Consider the following 16,351-nt stretch of genomic DNA (forward strand, 5'->3'; position numbering starts at 1 on the left):
TTATTATGGCAACAGGCAGTCAGAACAACCGAAAGAAAAACGGAACAGCGGGGAGCCGCTCCGGCGCCTCCCGCAGCCGGAGCACGGTCTCGGGGAGAAAGACCTCCGGGAGCCGGAGTGCCGCCGGAAAAGCAGCCCGCCAGAGCGCCGGCTCCCGGAGCTCCCGCCGGACGGCCGGCACACGGAGTGCCTCTGCCGCTCCGCGCCGCAGTGCGTCCGCCGGACAGAGGGGACAGGGGACTTTTTCTTCGGAGGGCATGCTGCCCCGTGAGGATCTCATTCTCATTTTTCTGCTGGCAGGCATGATCTTTCTTTTCTTTGCCAATTTCGGCCGGATGGGAGTGGTCGGCAATGCCGTCAGCGGCTTTTTTTTCGGTCTGTTCGGTTTCTCTCAGTACCTGCTGCCGGTTTTTGTTTTTGTGCTCGCGGCATTCTGGTTTTCCAACCGGGGGCATGAGCAAATCGTGCGGAAGATCGTCTGCCTTGTCGTTCTGTTTCTTTGCTTCGGCATCGCCTGCGAGCTGATGAGCGGAGCTCTTCCGGATGCGGTCAGCTACCGCGCCGCGGAGATCTATAAGCGCTGCAGCACCGGAAAAAGCGGCGGCGGCGTCATCGCGGGCTCGCTCGCCTTTGCTCTGTATCGGATGCTCCGCACCGCGGGAACGGTGCTCATCATGATTGCCGTGGTTCTGGTCTGCTCCGTGCTGCTGAGCGGCCGCTCCCTGGTCGAGCTTTTGCAGCCGGATTACCGCGAGCCGGACGAACGGCGCTATGAGGTTTATGAAGAGGAGGACGCCGGAGACTGGAGCGGTGAGGATGGGCCGGAGAGCTTCCCCCGGGCGGAGGACGGCTCTGCGGAAGAAGATCGCCGCGGACGGGAGCGCATGAAGGAGGATCGGAGACACCGGCAGGAGGAAGAAGATCTCGCCTATGAGGAAATGCTCCGCCGCCGCGAGGCGTCCCGCAGGGAGCGGAGACGCCGGCAGGAGGAAGAACGCTTTCAGCGAGAACAGGAATGGGCGGAGCAGCGGCGCAGGGAAGAGGAGGATGCAAGACGCCGCGCGGAGGAACTCAGGATTGCCGAGGAAAATGAGAGAGAGCTGGCCCGCATCCGCGCGGAGGAGGCCGAGAATGAGCGTGTGCTCCGGAAAGTGGCCCGATACAGCGGCTCTCTGACCGAGACGACGCTGACGGAAGAGACGTCGGAGGCAGAACCGGTACGGGAGGCTTCGGACGCGGGAGCTGCCGGAGCAGCCGGGGCGGCTGTGCTGGCGGCAGGTGCTGCGGGCGTCTTGGCGGAACAGACGACGGTGCATGCGGCCGGGCGGCAGCCGGCGGGATATTTTACCGGCAATGACCTCCATGAAATTACGGTAAGAGGCGCGGATTATACGAAAATTACAGTGAGAGAGGATCTCGGCAGGACCGGTGATGCGCCGTCCGCGCAGAGCTTTTCCGGGATCGGCGTCACGGTGCCTGAGGAAACCTCGCCGGATTATACCTCCGGGGAATTTGCGGACCGCATCATCCGCCATGCCGCGGAGGATGTCGGCGTCATGACACCGGCGGATACTGTACCGGAGAACGTCCCGGATACAGAGGCAACGCTGTCTGCTGAGGGAGAATCGGAGAGTGCGCCGTCTGCCGCCGAAGAATTAGAGGCTCTGGAGCAGATTCAGATCGAGAGAGAGCGGGCAGAGAGCAAAGGCGCGGCTTCATCTGTGGGCGTATCTCACAATTCACCGGCCCCGGCAGGGCATGCCGGTGCTTCCGGATCCGGTGCGCTGTCTGCCGCCGCGGCCCCTGAGGTGAAAAAAGTGCGGCCGCCCTATATCCTCCCTCCGCTCACGCTCCTCAAAGAAGGGGATCACGCCCGGAATCCGGAATCGGACCGGGAGCTTCAGGAAACGGCTCTCCGTCTTCAGAACACGCTCAAGACGTTCGGTGTGGACGTGACCATTCCGCAGGTCAGTCAGGGCCCTGCCGTCACCCGCTATGAGCTGCTCCCGGCGCAGGGCGTCAAGGTCAGCCGCATCGTCTCTTTGCAGGACGACATCAAGCTGAATCTCGCCGCGGCGGACATTCGTATTGAAGCTCCGATTCCCGGCAAGGCCGCCATCGGCATTGAGGTTCCGAACCGCAGCATCCGCGCAGTGGCCCTCCGGGATCTTCTGGAGGCCGATCCGTACCGGAGCTTCCGGGGAAAGCTCGCCTTTGCCGTGGGCAAGGACATCGGTGGAAACGTCATTGTCTCGGATATTGCCAAAATGCCGCATATGCTGATTGCCGGCTCTACCGGCTCCGGAAAGTCGGTATGTATCAACACGCTCATTATGAGCATTCTTTTCCGGTATTCTCCGGAGAATGTCAAGCTCATCATGATCGATCCGAAAATTGTGGAGCTCACGGTCTACAACGGGATTCCGCATCTGCTGCTTCCGGTCGTCACCGACCCGAAAAAAGCGTCCTCGGCGCTCCAGTGGGCTGTACAGGAAATGACAGACCGCTACCGCCGGTTTGCGGAGAACGGCGTGCGTGATCTCAAGGGCTACAATGGGCTGGCAAAGGAGGGGGATGATCTCTCTGTCGAATACCTGCCCCAGATTGTGATTATCGTCGATGAGCTGGCGGATCTGATGATGGTGTCCGCCAAGGAAGTGGAGGATTCCATCTGCCGTCTGGCCCAGCTTGCGCGTGCCGCAGGGATCCACCTCATCATTGCGACGCAGCGGCCGTCGGTGGACGTCATTACGGGACTGATCAAGGCGAACATGCCGAGCCGCGTCGCATTTGCCGTTTCCAGCGGTGTGGATTCCCGGACGATTCTTGATATGTACGGCGCGGAAAAGCTTCTCGGCAAGGGCGACATGCTGTTTTATCCACAGGGCTATCCCAAACCGGCCCGGGTGCAGGGAGCCTTTGTCTCCGACCGGGAGGTGCAGGATGTCGTAAATTACATAAAATATCATAATCCTGCCTACGTCACCGATATGGGCGAGGTGGAGCGGAAGATCGCTTCTCTTCAGAGCGGTCAGGATACCGGCGCTTCCGGCGGCCTCGGCGAGGCCGCTGCGGGCGGACCGGAGATCGACGAGCACTTTGTCGAGGCGGGCTATCTTATTATTGACAAGCAGAAAGCCTCGATCGGCATGCTTCAGCGCGTCTATAAAATCGGCTTCAACCGCGCGGCGCGCATCATGGATCAGCTGAGCGACGCCGGCGTCGTGAGCGGCGAGGAGGGCACCAAGGCCCGGACCGTTCTGATGTCGCGCAGTGATTTTGAAAGCTATATTGAAGAAAACGGGATATAAATCAGACGGACAGGAGAGCGACCGGTATGGCAGAGATCATCGACGGAAAGAAAACAGCGCAGAGCATCAAGGACGAGCTGAGAGCGCGGACAGAGGAGCTGCGGAAACAGGGAAGAGAGGCGACGCTGGCGGTTGTGCTTGTCGGCAGAGACCTCGCGTCGGCGGGATATGTCCGCAACAAGAAAAAGGCATGTGAATACTGTGGCATCCGTTCCCTGTCCTATGAGCTGCCCGAGACGACCTCCGAGCAGGAGCTGCTCTCCCTCATTGCCGGTCTGAATGCGGATCCGGCGGTGAACGGGATTCTGGTACAGCTTCCGCTGCCTCTCCACATGAATGCACAGAAAGTGATCGAAGCGATTTCTCCGGCAAAGGATGTCGACGGATTTCATCCGCAGAGCGTCGGCGCGCTCAGCATCGGTCTTCCCGGCTACCGCTCCTGTACTCCTGCGGGGATCATAGAGCTGCTTCGGCGCTATCATATCGCGATGGCCGGCAAGGAGTGCGTTATCGTCGGGCGCAGCAACATTGTCGGCAAGCCGATGGCCATGTTGATGCTGCGGGAAGACGCCACCGTCACGATCGCGCATTCAAAGACGGCCGACCTCGCGGCGGTAACGCGGAGGGCCGATATTCTGATTGTCGCGGTGGGGAAGGCCGGACTGATTGAGAAGAAGCATGTGAAGCCGGGCGCCGTGGTGATTGACTGCGGAATGAACCGGGACCCGGACGGGACGCTGTGCGGCGATGTGAATTTTGCCGAGGTGGAGGAGCTCTGCTCCGCCATTACGCCGGTTCCCGGCGGCGTAGGACCGATGACCATCGCCATGCTGATGTCGAACTGTCTGGACTCGCTGGCGCTGCAGAGACACTGAGCTATGAAATGTCCGAATTGCGGGGAAGAGATCCCCGAGGGAAAACTTTTATGCGAAAGCTGCGGCCATGAGATCGCCATTGTTCCGGAATATGATACCGTAGAACAGAAGATTTCTGAGAACATGACGCGCATCACGGAGGCGATCGCACGGCAGGAGGCGGCGGAAAGCAGAAGACAGAAGCTCCTCGAGGAAAAGGAACGCAGACACCGCCGCCTGATCCGCATGGAGACGGCAGCCATTGTTTTTCTGCTCCTTTTCGCCGCGGGAACCGGCACGGTTCTCTATTTTCGCCTGCATTCGCAGTCCTATTATGTCGGAGAGGCCTACAAGGCATCACGCCGCGGAGAGAACGACCGGGCGGCGGAGCTGATCGACCGGGCGGTTTCTCTTGAGACGGAGCCCGCCGCGGCTCTCATCATGGAAAAGGCGGATTATCAGCTTCGCGCCGGGCGCTTTGAGGCGGCGGCGGAAACGCTGAAAGCGCTGATTGCCGATCAGGAGGGGGCGCTGTCGGAGGATGAGCTTCACAGAGCCTATGAAGCCCTGATCGATATTTATGCCGCACAGAACCGATACCGTGAGATTGCGGCGCTTCTGGCGGAGAGCAGAGAGAGCATCCGTGAGCTTTTTCCGGATTATCTGGTGTCCCCTCCGATCTTTGATGCGCCGGAGGGAGAATACGAGGATATTCTGTATCTGTCTCTCAGGACGGAATGCACCGGCTCTATTTTCTATACGACAGACGGCTCAGAACCTACCGCGGAGGATCACCTGTATCAGGAGCCGCTTCTCCTGACGGAGGGTGAATATTCCATCGCTGCCGTCGCCGTCAACCGCTACGGTGTATACAGCGACGCCGTGACCATGCACTATGAGGTGGGGACGGCCGTTCCGGATGCCCCGGAGGTGACGACGCGCTCCGGAGGCTACACCTCGCCCACGCTGATCACGGTCAGTCCGCCGTCTTTCGGAACCGTTTACTACACGACGGACGGATCGGACCCCACCGGGGAATCGGAAGAATACACCGACCCCATCGTCATGCCGGCCGGAAGCTCGTTCTATCGCTTCGCAGTCATCGCGGAGAGCGGGGCGAGCAGCGATATCGTCGAGAGACGCTATGAATTTCAGCCCAGCGGAAATCTGTCGATTGAGGAGGGGCCGAACTACATCCTTGTCGCGATGATACGGAGCGGAGAGGTTGTGGATACCGTCGGCACCATCCGGGACGGCAGCGCGCGCTACGCCTATTATTATAAGGGGCTGAAAACCATCGGAAATTACGGCAATTTTTATATTTATTCCGAGATTCTCGTGGATGCCGCCGGGAGCAGTGCGGAAACCGGCAGAAAATTCGCGGTGAATCTGACCAACAAAACGGTCAATCTGTACGATGACAGCGGCGGAAAGGCGGTGCTCACACCATTGGGATAATGATTGCATTGCATCGATTCCCCGAATCATCTAATATATAGAAAATGCGATTTCTGCATAGGAGAACCCGCCGGGACGGCGGGAGGAGAGGACGTATGTACAGAATTCTGGAAAAGGAAAAGCTGTCGGCCAACATTTATCGTATGCTTCTGGAGGCCCCCCGCGTCGCAGAGAACGCGCTGCCCGGTCAGTTTCTGATCGTCCGCGTGGATGAGAACGGTGAGCGCATTCCGCTTACCATCTGCGATTATGATTCCGAGAAGGGAGCGGTCGAGATTGTATTTCAGCCCATCGGCAGCGACACCCTCCGCATGAGCGAGCTGGAGCCGGGAGACAGCTTTCACGATGTTGTCGGCCCGCTCGGCAGGCCGTCCGAGCTCACGGAAATCGATCCGGAGAAGCTGAAAAAAATGAAAATCCTCTTTGTCGCCGGCGGCGTCGGCACGGCGCCTGTCTACCCTCAGCTGAAATGGCTGAAGGAGCACGGTGTTCTGGCCGATGCCATTGAGGGTGCAAAGTCAAAGGATATTGTCATCATGGAGGAGAAAATGAGTTCGGTGGCGGGAAATCTGTATATCACCACCGACGACGGCTCCTACGGCAGAAGCGGCATGGTGACCAAGGTGATTCAGGATCTGTACGACGAGGGGAAGCGCTATGATCTGTGCGTCGCCATCGGTCCGATGATCATGATGAAATTTGTCTGCAAGCTGACGGAGCAGCTCGGAATCCCCACCACGGTCAGCATGAACCCGATTATGGTGGACGGAACGGGCATGTGCGGCGCCTGCCGTCTTATGGTGGACGGAGAGGTGAAGTTCGCCTGCGTTGACGGCCCGGAATTTGACGGCTTCAAGGTTGACTTCGATCAGGCCATGCAGCGAATGAAGCTGTACAAATCCGAAGAGGGACGGGCCATGCTCGAGGCCGAAGAGGGAGATACGCATCACGGCGGCTGCGGCATCTGCACCGCCTGACGGCAGCGGCTTTAGCGGGCGATTTGTGCCTTGATGCAGACGCCCTTGACCGCAGCCGCAGAATCCGCGCAGGCGATTTTGCGGCGCGTGCCTCATATAAAACGCTTCGGCATGGAGGATTCATATGGATATGATGAAGAAAGTACCGGTCCGCGAGCAGGATCCCGCGGTGAGGGCTGCCAATTTCGAGGAGGTATGTCTCGGCTACAATAAGGAAGAAGCGCAGGCGGAGGCTCTCCGCTGCCTGCAGTGCCCGAAGCCGCTGTGCGTGCAGGGCTGCCCGGTGAGCATCAACATTCCCGGGTTTATTGCGAAAATAAAGGAGGATGATATCCCGGGGGCCTACGCGGTCATCGGGGAATCCTCGACGCTTCCGGCGGTCTGCGGACGTGTCTGTCCGCAGGAGACCCAGTGTGAGGGCCGCTGCGTCCGCGGCATCCGCGGCGAGGCGGTCTCCATCGGCAAGCTGGAGCGCTATGTGGCGGACACCGCCCGCGTCATGGGCGTGAGGCCGGAGGGAGCAAAGGAAAAAAGGAGTCAGAACGTTGCGGTGATCGGCTCCGGCCCTGCAGGTCTTGCTTGCGCCTCCGATCTCGCGAAGCTCGGCTACGGCGTGACGATCTTTGAAGCGCTGCACAAGGCCGGGGGCGTTCTGAGCTACGGCATTCCGGAGTTTCGTCTTCCCAAGGAGAAAGTCGTCGACAGGGAGATCGAGAATGTGAAATCTCTCGGCGTCGTCATCGAGACGAACGTCATCATCGGCAAATCGGTCACCATCGACGAGCTGATGGAAAAAGAGGGGTTTGACGCGGTGTTCATCGGCTCCGGAGCGGGACTCCCCAAGTTCATGCACATTCCCGGAGAACAGGCGCTGGGGGTGTTCTCCGCCAATGAGTATCTGACCCGGAGCAATCTGATGCACGCCTATGAGAAAGGCTCCCGCACACCGATTTACCGGGCGAAGAAAGCGGTTGTCGTCGGAGGCGGAAACGTGGCGATGGATGCGGCGAGAACGGCGCGCCGTCTGGGTGCCGAGGTTCATATCGTATACCGCCGCGGCGAGGAGGAGCTCCCCGCACGCCGGGAGGAGGTCGGACATGCCAAAGAAGAGGGCATTATCTTTGACCTGCTGAACAATCCGGTGGAAATTCTGACCGATGAAAACGGCTGGGTGAACGGCGTGAAGTGCATCCGCATGGAGCTCGGCGAACCGGATGCCTCCGGCAGACGGAGTCCCGTCGCGGTCCCCGGCTCGGAATTTGTCATCGACTGCGACTGTGTGATCATGTCGCTTGGAACCTCGCCGAATCCCCTGATCTCCTCTACAACAAAGGGACTGGATGTCACAAAGCGCGGCGGCCTTGTGACAAACGAGGAAAATGAAATGACGACCCGCGAGGGCGTGTTTGCCGGCGGCGACGCCGTGACCGGGGCGGCGACGGTGATCCTCGCCATGGGCGCGGGACGCAAGGCGGCCAGAGGCATTGACGAATATCTGCGGAAACGGAACGCATAACGGGCAGGCGGTTTTACGGCGCGTGCCTCGCACAGGGTGGCACAGGGTGCTTCGGCATGGAGGATTTATGTGGTGTCCCAAATGTCGCAATGAGTATCGGGATGGAATCGTGAAATGTGCCGACTGCGGCTGCGATCTCGTGGAATCTCTCGAGGAATATGACCGCGCCGCGCAGGTGCAGGAGCCGGAGAGGGAGGAACGGGAGGAGGCCGATCCTGTATCCGGAACGGAAACTTCACCCGAAGCTGCCTCTTCGGAGAAGCAGGCTGCGCGGACTTTTGCCTATCACAACAGCATGGAGCGGGCAGAGGAAAACAAATCCTCCGCCTATGCTCTGCTCAGCGTCGGGAGCCTCGGCTTTCTCATGGTGCTTCTCCTCTATTTTGACCATTTGCCGTTTTTCCGTGTGAGCGGCTGGAACCGCTATCTCGTCTGCGGCGTCATGGGCGCGATGTTCATTTTGTTCCTTGTCATGGGTGTCGTTTCGATGCGCTCGGTGCGAGGACTTTGCAGACAGGCGGAATCCGAGCGGTCGCTCGAGGACGAGATCACACGCTGGTGCCGCGATAACCTTGACGCCGCAGGGATTGACACCGCCCTCACGGAAGAACTGCAGGAGCTCCCCGAGGAGCAGAAATATTTTGCAAGAACCGCGTATATGAAGCGCTTCATCAATGAAAAATTTGTGGGCCTCGAGGAGAGCTTCATCGAATATTTTATCGACGGCTATTATGCGTCGCTGTTCGGAGAGACGGAAGATACCCAGGAGGAATAACCCCGGCGGGAGGATGAGACGGATTTGAATGTTGACGTGATCGCCGTGGGCAGGCTCCGCGAGCGTTTTTATCAGGAGGCGGAACGGATACGGAAGTTCTACCGGAACGGCAGCGTTCGTATCCGTTCCGCATCAGCTGATGCGCGTAATTCTTCTGGAACAGATTTACCGCTCATTCCGGATCCTCCGGGGCGAGCCTTACCATAAATAACGGGACGCACGCGGTGCGGAGGATTGACAGCAGGTGACAGAAAAACTGGTTTTGCCGATATCGGCGCAGGAAGATATTTTTGGCAGCCGGGATGCTTATCTCCGCCGTCTGGAGCGTGAGCTCGGCGTGACGGTGGTTCTCCGGGACGGCTTTGTGAGCGTGAGCGGAGAGGAGACGGGCGTGCGCACGGCGCTTCGCATCATGGAACAGCTCGCGGGGATCTCGATGAACGGATCGGATATTGACGAACAGAAAATCGATTATGCGCTCGAGATGAAGAGCGAAGAGCGGGAAGAAAATGTGCTGGAGCGGATCGATCGCACGGTCATCTGCCGGACGGTGAGCGGCAGGCCGGTAAAGCCCAAGACGCTCGGACAGGAAGAGTATATCGAAGCGATCCGGAATCATATGATCACCTTTGCCGGCGGTCCGGCCGGAACCGGGAAAACCTTTCTTGCCATGGCCATGGCGATCACGGCCTTTCAGGCAGGAGAGGTGCAGCGCATCATCCTGACCCGGCCCGCCATTGAGGCGGGAGAGAAGCTGGGCTTTCTCCCCGGCGACCTGCAGCAGAAAATCGATCCCTACCTGCGTCCCCTCTACGACGCGCTGTTTCAGATTATGGGGGCGGAGAATTTTCAGCGCAATCAGGAAAAGGGACTGATCGAGGTCGCGCCTCTTGCCTATATGCGCGGCCGGACGCTGGACAACGCCTATGTGATTCTGGACGAGGCGCAGAACACGACGCCGGAGCAGATGAAAATGTTCCTCACCCGTCTGGGCTTCGGATCCAAGGCGATCATCACCGGCGATCCCACGCAGAAAGATCTTTCGCCGTCTGTCCCGTCGGGCTTTGAGATCGCGGAGCGCGTCCTGAAGAACGTCGAGGGGATCCGCTTCTGCACGCTCACTGCGCGGGATGTGGTCCGTCATCCTCTGGTGCAGAAAATCGTCAAGGCCTATGAGGACTACGACAGCCGCGAGGTAAGGAGCAGACAGCATGAAAAAGCCCGTCATGAAAAAGCTTGTCATGAATACGGAAATAGACGTCGGTCAGCGCTTTGATTTTTCTCTGAAGATCGTTGCGCGGCAGGTGATCCGGGAAGCGCTCAGAGAGGAGAGCTGCCCCTTTGACTGCGAGATTTCTCTTGTCGTCACGGGGGATGAGACGATTCGGGAATATAACCGGACATTCCGGGGGATAGACCGGGAGACGGACGTTCTGTCCTTTCCGGCGCTGTGCTTTGACGCCCCGGCTGATTTTGACAGTGCGGCGGAGGTCGCGGCAGACTGTATCGATCCGGACAACGGCTGCGTCGTTCTGGGGGATATCGTCGTCAATGCGTGCCGCGTGCGCTCACAGGCGCAGGAGTACGGACACAGCGAAAAACGTGAATTTGCTTTTCTTGTGGCGCACAGTATGATGCACCTGTTCGGCTACGATCACGAGACGCCGGAGGAGGCGGAACGGATGGAGCAGCGTCAGGAGGCGGTTCTCGCTTCGCTCGGCATCCGGCGCGGGGAGGCTCCGGCAGCTCCCGGCTGCTGAAAACGCTTCATTATGGAGGATTGAGATGATGATAAAGAGGACAATGCGCGGCGCCCGGAATGGCATGGCTCTCTGCACAGCCGTATTCTTTGCTGCTGCGGCGTCATTCTGCCTTGTCCGCATTCCTCTCTATTCTCTGCTCGGTCCGGAGGGAACCGCCTATATCATCCCCGGCATGGAGCTGTTTGCTCTTTTTTATGCCGCGTTTGTAAGCACCGGTGCGCTCACGGCCCGTCGTATGGTAAGAACACGGCGTCTCCGCGGACGTTTTTCCTCCATTCCCCGCGTGCTGAAAACAGTGCGCTTTCCCACGCTGATCGCGGGACTTGTCCTGACGCTTCTGTGTCTTGCCGGCTGCCGTGTGCTGGCCGCCGCGGCAGGGGCAAATTTTGATCTCTACCTGCTGTTTGTCGCGCTTTCTCCCGCCTTTCTGTTTCTTTCCCTGACGGGTATACTTCGGGGCTATGAGGAGGCCATGCTTTCCTTTCGCGTTTCGGTTATCTGCACCATCGCGGAGGCGGCGCTCCGCATCGCGCTGATGCTTCTGTTTGGAAAGCTCTGCTTCGATTACGGGACAAAAGCGGCGGCGCTTCTTCGGAATCCCTCGGTGGCGCCGCTCTACGGAGCCGCGGGCGCGGCGGCGGGACTCTCTGCGGCGTCGCTCCTCACGCTCCTCCTGTGGCTCTTCTGCCACCGCATCACCGGACAGCTCATCCGGGGGTATCTCGCGGAGCATGAGGACACTCGAACGGAGCAGGAGAGCGACCGGAGCATCCGCCGGGCCTACTGGTCCTCGTTTCTTCTCACGTCCGCGGCGCTTCTGTTCCTTGCGGCTCCGGTGCTTGCCGACTATCGGCTGAGCTTTTATTTTGCGCAGATCAGCGATCCGGAGACGGGCGCTCTCTGGGCCTCCTATTACAGCAAAACCCTCTCCATTGTATTTGCTGCCGTCTTTATTCTGCTGATCCCTTTTGTTACCTATCCGGCAAAGCTCGGAGGACAGATGACGGACCAGAACCTGCGCGAATTTCGCAGAGGCTTCGGCATGGTGATGCGGCTTCTCAGCTATGTGCTGATGCCGGTATCTTTCTTTTTCATTGCCGCGGCCCGCATTCTGACGGCCGTTGGCTACGGAATTGACGACAGCGCGGCAGAGGTCACGCTGGAATGGAGCGGGCCTGCCGTTCTTTTTTTCGGAACTGCTCTTTTTCTCGTCATGCTATGCCTCTCGACCCATGATATCCGCTGCATCCTGATTGCCGTCATTCCCTCCTTTGTGCTTCAGACAGGCCTATTCATTCTCCTCGCCCGCGCTGGGATTTCGCCGGAGCTGGCGGGCGCGGTTTCTTTTCTTGTATTCAGCGTTCTCCTCTGCCTCCTCCTGATGGTGCAGCTCCGGAGCGGAACTCTGCGCAGGAACCGCTGGGCGAGAGAGGCGGTGCTGGCCGCGATCTGTGCCGTGCTGGCCGCTATTCCGGTATTTCTTGCCGGGGACTATCTCTATGAGCATATCGGAGCGGCGCCGGCCCTCCTCGTGCTGGCCGCCGTTTATCTGGCCGCCTATGTTCTTTTGACGATCTTTCTGCGGGTCTGCGATCTGCGCGAGCTGCATCGGATCCCCGGCGGGGATATCATCGTGATGCTTTTCTATCTGTTCGGTAGATAGCCGCCGCGGAGGTTAGTTAGTGTGAAAAATCACGTTGATGCGATGATTTGCTCCGTGAGCGAAACGTGCTGTTACGTAGTGAGAAGGCATGAGCCGCAGAGCGGCTCGGCAGCCTGCGCGCCGGCGCAGGGTGCTTTTACGGCGCGTGCCTCGCACAAAGTGCTTCGGCATGGGGATTGCTATGACCAAGTATGATACAGAGCCTGTGATCGCTGTGATCGGCGGGGGAGCGGCGGGGTGCATGGCGGCGGCAAAGGCCGCGGAATGCCCCGGTGTCCGGGTAATTGTCTTTGACCGCAATGAGCAGCCCTGCCGCAAAATCAGCGCCTCCGGGAACGGACGCTGCAATATCTCCAACGAGTATTTCCCCGAGGACTGTTACTATTCCTCCGGATGCTTTGACCGGGAAAAACGGCTGCAGCACTTCCCGCCGCAGAAACTTCTTTCCTTTTTTGTCTCCGAGGGAGTCTATTTTCACTCGCGGAACGGATATCTCTATCCCCGGACGGATCAGGCGGCCACGATTTCCTCGGCGCTTCTTCGGATACTGCGGGACCGGGGCGTCGTGCTCCGGTCCTCCTGCGGGGTCAGCGGGCTTACGCGGGAGGCGGCGGGCGGCTTTCTGTTGCGGATGCAGAGCGGGGAGACCGTGTCTGCGGACCGTGTCGTTCTGGCCTCGGGGGGAGCGGCCGCTCCGCAGCTCGGCGGGACGCCGGACGGCTATGAATTCAGCCGGGCACTGGGACATCGCATCATTTCGCCGATTCCTGCGCTTACCTCTCTTGTCATCAGAGAATCCACGAAAGCGGCCTCCGGCGTCCGCGCCTTTGCTGCCGTCACGCTGCTGGAGTCTTCGCAGAAGCCGCGTGTCCTCCGCCGGGAGGAGGGCGAGCTGCAGATCGGAAACGGCGTGTTCTCCGGGATTCCCGTCTTTCAGCTCAGCCGTCTCGCCGGGCGCGCTCTTGAGGAGGGAAGAAAAGCGGCGCTGTGCGTTGACTTTCTTCCTGAATTTGCGCCGGAGACGTGGGAAAGAGAACGCGCGCGGCGGCTCGTTCTCGCTGCAGAAAACCGGATGCTCCGCGAGCTCACGGACGGACTGGTTCACCCGAAAATATGCGCGCTCATCGCCGGGCACTGTGGACTTACCGCAGAAAACAAGACCGGACGGCTCTCCGAAAAAACACTGCGGCAGTTTCTTGACAGACTTCGCGATGATCGCTATGAAATCACGGGAACCGGGAGCTTCCGCGAGGCGCAGGTCACGGCGGGAGGCGTCTGTCTGGAGGAGATCGGAGAGGATTTTTCGTCCCTTTGCTGCCCCGGCCTTTATCTGGCCGGAGAGCTGCTGGATGTGGACGGTATCTGCGGCGGCTACAATCTGACCTTTGCCATGTGCAGCGGCGCCGCCGCCGGTATGGCGGCCGCCGCTTCCCTCGGCTGAACGCTTCGGCATGGAGGAGTCATATGCTTCTTTTATCACAGCTCCGTCTCGAGTGCGGACACGCGCCCGGGGCATTGGAACGCAAGCTCCGCCGGACGCTCCGTCTTGCAAAATCCGATCCGCTTTCTTTCCGGATTCACCGTCATTCCCTCGACTGCCGGAAAAAGCCGCTTATTTTTGACGTCTATTCCGTTGTGCTCTCGCTTTCTTCCGCACAGGAGAAACGGCTCCTTGACCGGAAACTCCCCGGACTGAGGGAATATCATGAAAAGCCGTATTCCCCTCCCGTCCCCGGACAGGAGCCGCTGCCTGAGCGTCCCGTCGTCGTCGGCTTCGGCCCCGCCGGCATTTTCGCCGGGCTGATTCTGGCGCAGCATGGCTATCAGCCTCTCATTCTGGAACGGGGGAAGAGTATGGAGGAGCGCTGCCGGGATGTGGAGCGCTTCTGGAAGACCGGAGAGCTTGATCCCGGCTCCAACATCCAGTTCGGCGAGGGCGGTGCCGGCACGTTTTCCGACGGCAAGCTGAATACGCTGGTGAACGACAGGGACGGACGGGAGGACTTCATCCTCCGGGCCTTTGCGGAGGCCGGCGCGCCCGGGGACATTCTCTTTGAAAGTAAACCGCATATCGGCACGGATATTCTGCGCGACGTCATCCGGACGCTGCGCGGCAGAATCATCCGGCTGGGAGGAGAAATCCGCTTCGGCGCCGCCGTCACCGCGCTGGAAGAAAAAAACGGCTGTCTCTCCGGCGTCGTCGTGAACGGCAGCGAGCGCATCCCGGCCTCCGCCGTGATTCTCGCACCGGGGCACAGCGCAAGGGATACCTTTGAGGAGCTGCTCCGCGAGGGAATCACGATGCAGGCCAAGGATTTTGCCGTCGGCTTCCGCGTGGCGCATCCGCAGCGGCTCATCGACGCCGATCAGTACGGCACGGCGGATCCGGAAGCGCTCCGCGCAAAACGGCTCCCGCCGTCGTCCTATAAGCTGACGGAGCGTCTGCGCTCCGGCCGCGGCATATATTCTTTCTGCATGTGTCCCGGCGGCTACGTCGTAAACGCCTCCTCGGAGCCGGGACTCCTCGCGGTCAACGGAATGAGCTATCACGGACGGGACAGCGGACGGGCGAACAGCGCCATCGTCATGACGGTATCGGCCGCGGATTACGGAGAGGACAGTCCGCTGGCCGGCATGGCGTTCCAGCGAAAGCTGGAGAGGGCCTGCCATGAGCTCGGCGGGGGCCGTATCCCGGCGGAGCGCTTCTCGGATTTTGCGCGGCACACGCCATCCCCGGAGCCGCTTCCGGAAGAGCTCTGCATCAAGGGCGCGTTCTGCGCGGCACCGCTGGATCGTCTTCTCCCGGAGCCTCTGACAGAGGACTTTCTCGAGGGTATGCGTGCGTTCGACCGGCGCATGCCCGGCTTTGCCGGAAAAGACGCCTTTGTGATCGGTCTTGAGAGCCGGACGAGCTCGCCGGTGCGCATTCCCCGAGGAGAGACGATGGAGGCCTCGCTGCGAGGGCTTTATCCCTGCGGCGAGGGCGCCGGCTATGCGGGAGGAATCATGTCTGCCGCCATGGACGGCATGCGAATTGCCGAGGCCGTCATCCGAAAATATGCGCCCCCGCAGACACTTTTTCACGGAGGAATTTATGAACCCGAAATTGCTTTCCCATCACGCCGAAAACCTCGCGTACCGCAGCGAATTAAAGCAGCGGAAAAAAATTGTCGTTAAGGTCGGCTCGTCCTCCCTGCTTCATGCGGAGACCGGGCGGATGGATTACCGGCAGATCGATATGCTGACGCGGGAGCTTTCCAATATCAAGAACGGAGGGCGGGAGGTCATTCTGGTATCCTCCGGAGCCACGGCCGTAGGCCGGGAGGTGATTCATTTTGACCGCCGGGATCCCATGGACGACAGCCGCATCACGTTCAAGCAGGCCTGCGCCGCCATCGGGCAGGCACGGCTGATGATGATTTATCAGAAGTTTTTCAGCGACTACAATCAGATCGCCGGGCAGGTGCTCATGACGAAGAACACCGTCACGAACGTGCTCAGCAATTACAATATCCGGAACACCTTTGCAGAGCTCCTGCGGCTCGGCGTCGTCCCGATCGTCAACGAGAACGATTCGGTGGCGACCTACGAATATTCTGTCGGAGATAATGACCATCTCTCTGCAATGGTCTGTTCGCTGGTCGGCGCCGACCTGCTGATTCTTCTGTCGGACATCGAGGGGCTCTACACGGACGATCCGCGCCGTTCGAGCAATGCCGAATTCATTGAATACGTGGACAATCTGACGGAGGAAATGTTGCAGATGGGAAAGGGTTCCACCGGCAGCGAGAGCGGTACGGGCGGCATGAGCACCAAGCTTAGCGCCGCGCAGATCGCCACAAAGAGCGGCTGCGATATGGTGATCGCCAGCAGCCGCGATCTGCATATTCTCGATGACATCATGGAGGGGAAAAATGTGGGAACGCTGTTCCGAAGCAGAAAGGACCCGGATTTTGATCTGCGGGAATATATCGAGGCAACCATGGACTGACAGGGCGGAAGAGCAGGACACCGCGGAAAAGCAGAATGCCGGC

The 16,351-nt window shown here is 59.7% G+C and carries 12 protein-coding genes and 1 pseudogene; all 13 read left to right on the plus strand.

Annotation, left to right across the window (positions count from 1 at the left end):
• Positions 1 to 5 precede the first annotated feature (5 nt).
• The 13 genes and pseudogenes from E0E20_RS03850 (at position 6) to proB (ending at position 16,308) form a co-directional block, all read left to right on the plus strand.
• Positions 6 to 3,311, plus strand: a complete 3,306-nt coding sequence (locus E0E20_RS03850; protein WP_130836854.1) for an FtsK/SpoIIIE family DNA translocase — start codon at positions 6 to 8, stop codon at positions 3,309 to 3,311.
• 26 nt (positions 3,312 to 3,337) lie between these two features.
• Positions 3,338 to 4,186, plus strand: coding sequence for a bifunctional methylenetetrahydrofolate dehydrogenase/methenyltetrahydrofolate cyclohydrolase FolD (folD, locus tag E0E20_RS03855; protein WP_130836856.1), 849 nt, complete (start codon positions 3,338 to 3,340; stop codon positions 4,184 to 4,186).
• A 3-nt stretch (positions 4,187 to 4,189) separates the two neighbouring features.
• Positions 4,190 to 5,623 (plus strand): chitobiase/beta-hexosaminidase C-terminal domain-containing protein, encoded by a 1,434-nt coding sequence (locus E0E20_RS03860; RefSeq protein ID WP_130836858.1) that lies wholly within the window; start codon positions 4,190 to 4,192, stop codon positions 5,621 to 5,623.
• 95 nt (positions 5,624 to 5,718) lie between these two features.
• Positions 5,719 to 6,600 carry a sulfide/dihydroorotate dehydrogenase-like FAD/NAD-binding protein gene (locus tag E0E20_RS03865; RefSeq protein ID WP_130836860.1) on the plus strand — a complete coding sequence of 294 codons (882 nt, stop codon included), beginning with the start codon at positions 5,719 to 5,721 and terminating at the stop codon, positions 6,598 to 6,600.
• Between the two features lie 124 nt (positions 6,601 to 6,724).
• Complete coding sequence (gltA, locus tag E0E20_RS03870; RefSeq protein ID WP_130836863.1) at positions 6,725 to 8,116, plus strand: NADPH-dependent glutamate synthase; 1,392 nt, start codon at positions 6,725 to 6,727, stop codon at positions 8,114 to 8,116.
• A gap of 67 nt (positions 8,117 to 8,183) precedes the next feature.
• Entirely contained in the window at positions 8,184 to 8,891 is a 708-nt protein-coding gene (locus E0E20_RS03875) for a hypothetical protein (protein WP_130836865.1), read from the plus strand.
• Between the two features lie 118 nt (positions 8,892 to 9,009).
• Positions 9,010 to 9,102, plus strand: a pseudogene (locus E0E20_RS03880) (23S rRNA (pseudouridine(1915)-N(3))-methyltransferase RlmH); the annotation flags it as partial.
• A 33-nt stretch (positions 9,103 to 9,135) separates the two neighbouring features.
• A complete protein-coding gene (locus E0E20_RS03885; protein WP_130836867.1) occupies positions 9,136 to 10,167 on the plus strand; it encodes a PhoH family protein in 1,032 nt (343 codons plus the stop codon).
• Positions 10,133 to 10,651: an rRNA maturation RNase YbeY gene (ybeY, locus tag E0E20_RS03890; protein WP_242622641.1), complete on the plus strand. Its 519-nt coding sequence runs from the start codon at positions 10,133 to 10,135 to the stop codon at positions 10,649 to 10,651. Before E0E20_RS03885 ends, ybeY begins: the two co-directional genes overlap by 35 nt.
• 25 nt (positions 10,652 to 10,676) lie before the next feature.
• Positions 10,677 to 12,317: a hypothetical protein gene (locus E0E20_RS03895; RefSeq protein WP_130836869.1), complete on the plus strand. Its 1,641-nt coding sequence runs from the start codon at positions 10,677 to 10,679 to the stop codon at positions 12,315 to 12,317.
• Positions 12,318 to 12,498: 181 nt separating this feature from the next.
• Entirely contained in the window at positions 12,499 to 13,758 is a 1,260-nt protein-coding gene (locus tag E0E20_RS03900; protein WP_165443968.1) for an aminoacetone oxidase family FAD-binding enzyme, read from the plus strand.
• Between the two features lie 23 nt (positions 13,759 to 13,781).
• A complete protein-coding gene (locus tag E0E20_RS03905) occupies positions 13,782 to 15,494 on the plus strand; it encodes an NAD(P)/FAD-dependent oxidoreductase (RefSeq protein ID WP_242622642.1) in 1,713 nt (570 codons plus the stop codon).
• Entirely contained in the window at positions 15,412 to 16,308 is an 897-nt protein-coding gene (gene proB / locus E0E20_RS03910) for a glutamate 5-kinase (RefSeq protein ID WP_130836873.1), read from the plus strand. Before E0E20_RS03905 ends, proB begins: the two co-directional genes overlap by 83 nt.
• Positions 16,309 to 16,351 lie beyond the last annotated feature (43 nt).

This window comes from Lachnoclostridium sp. Marseille-P6806 (assembly GCF_900625025.1).
In the GTDB taxonomy this organism is placed as follows: domain Bacteria; phylum Bacillota; class Clostridia; order Lachnospirales; family Lachnospiraceae; genus CAG-791.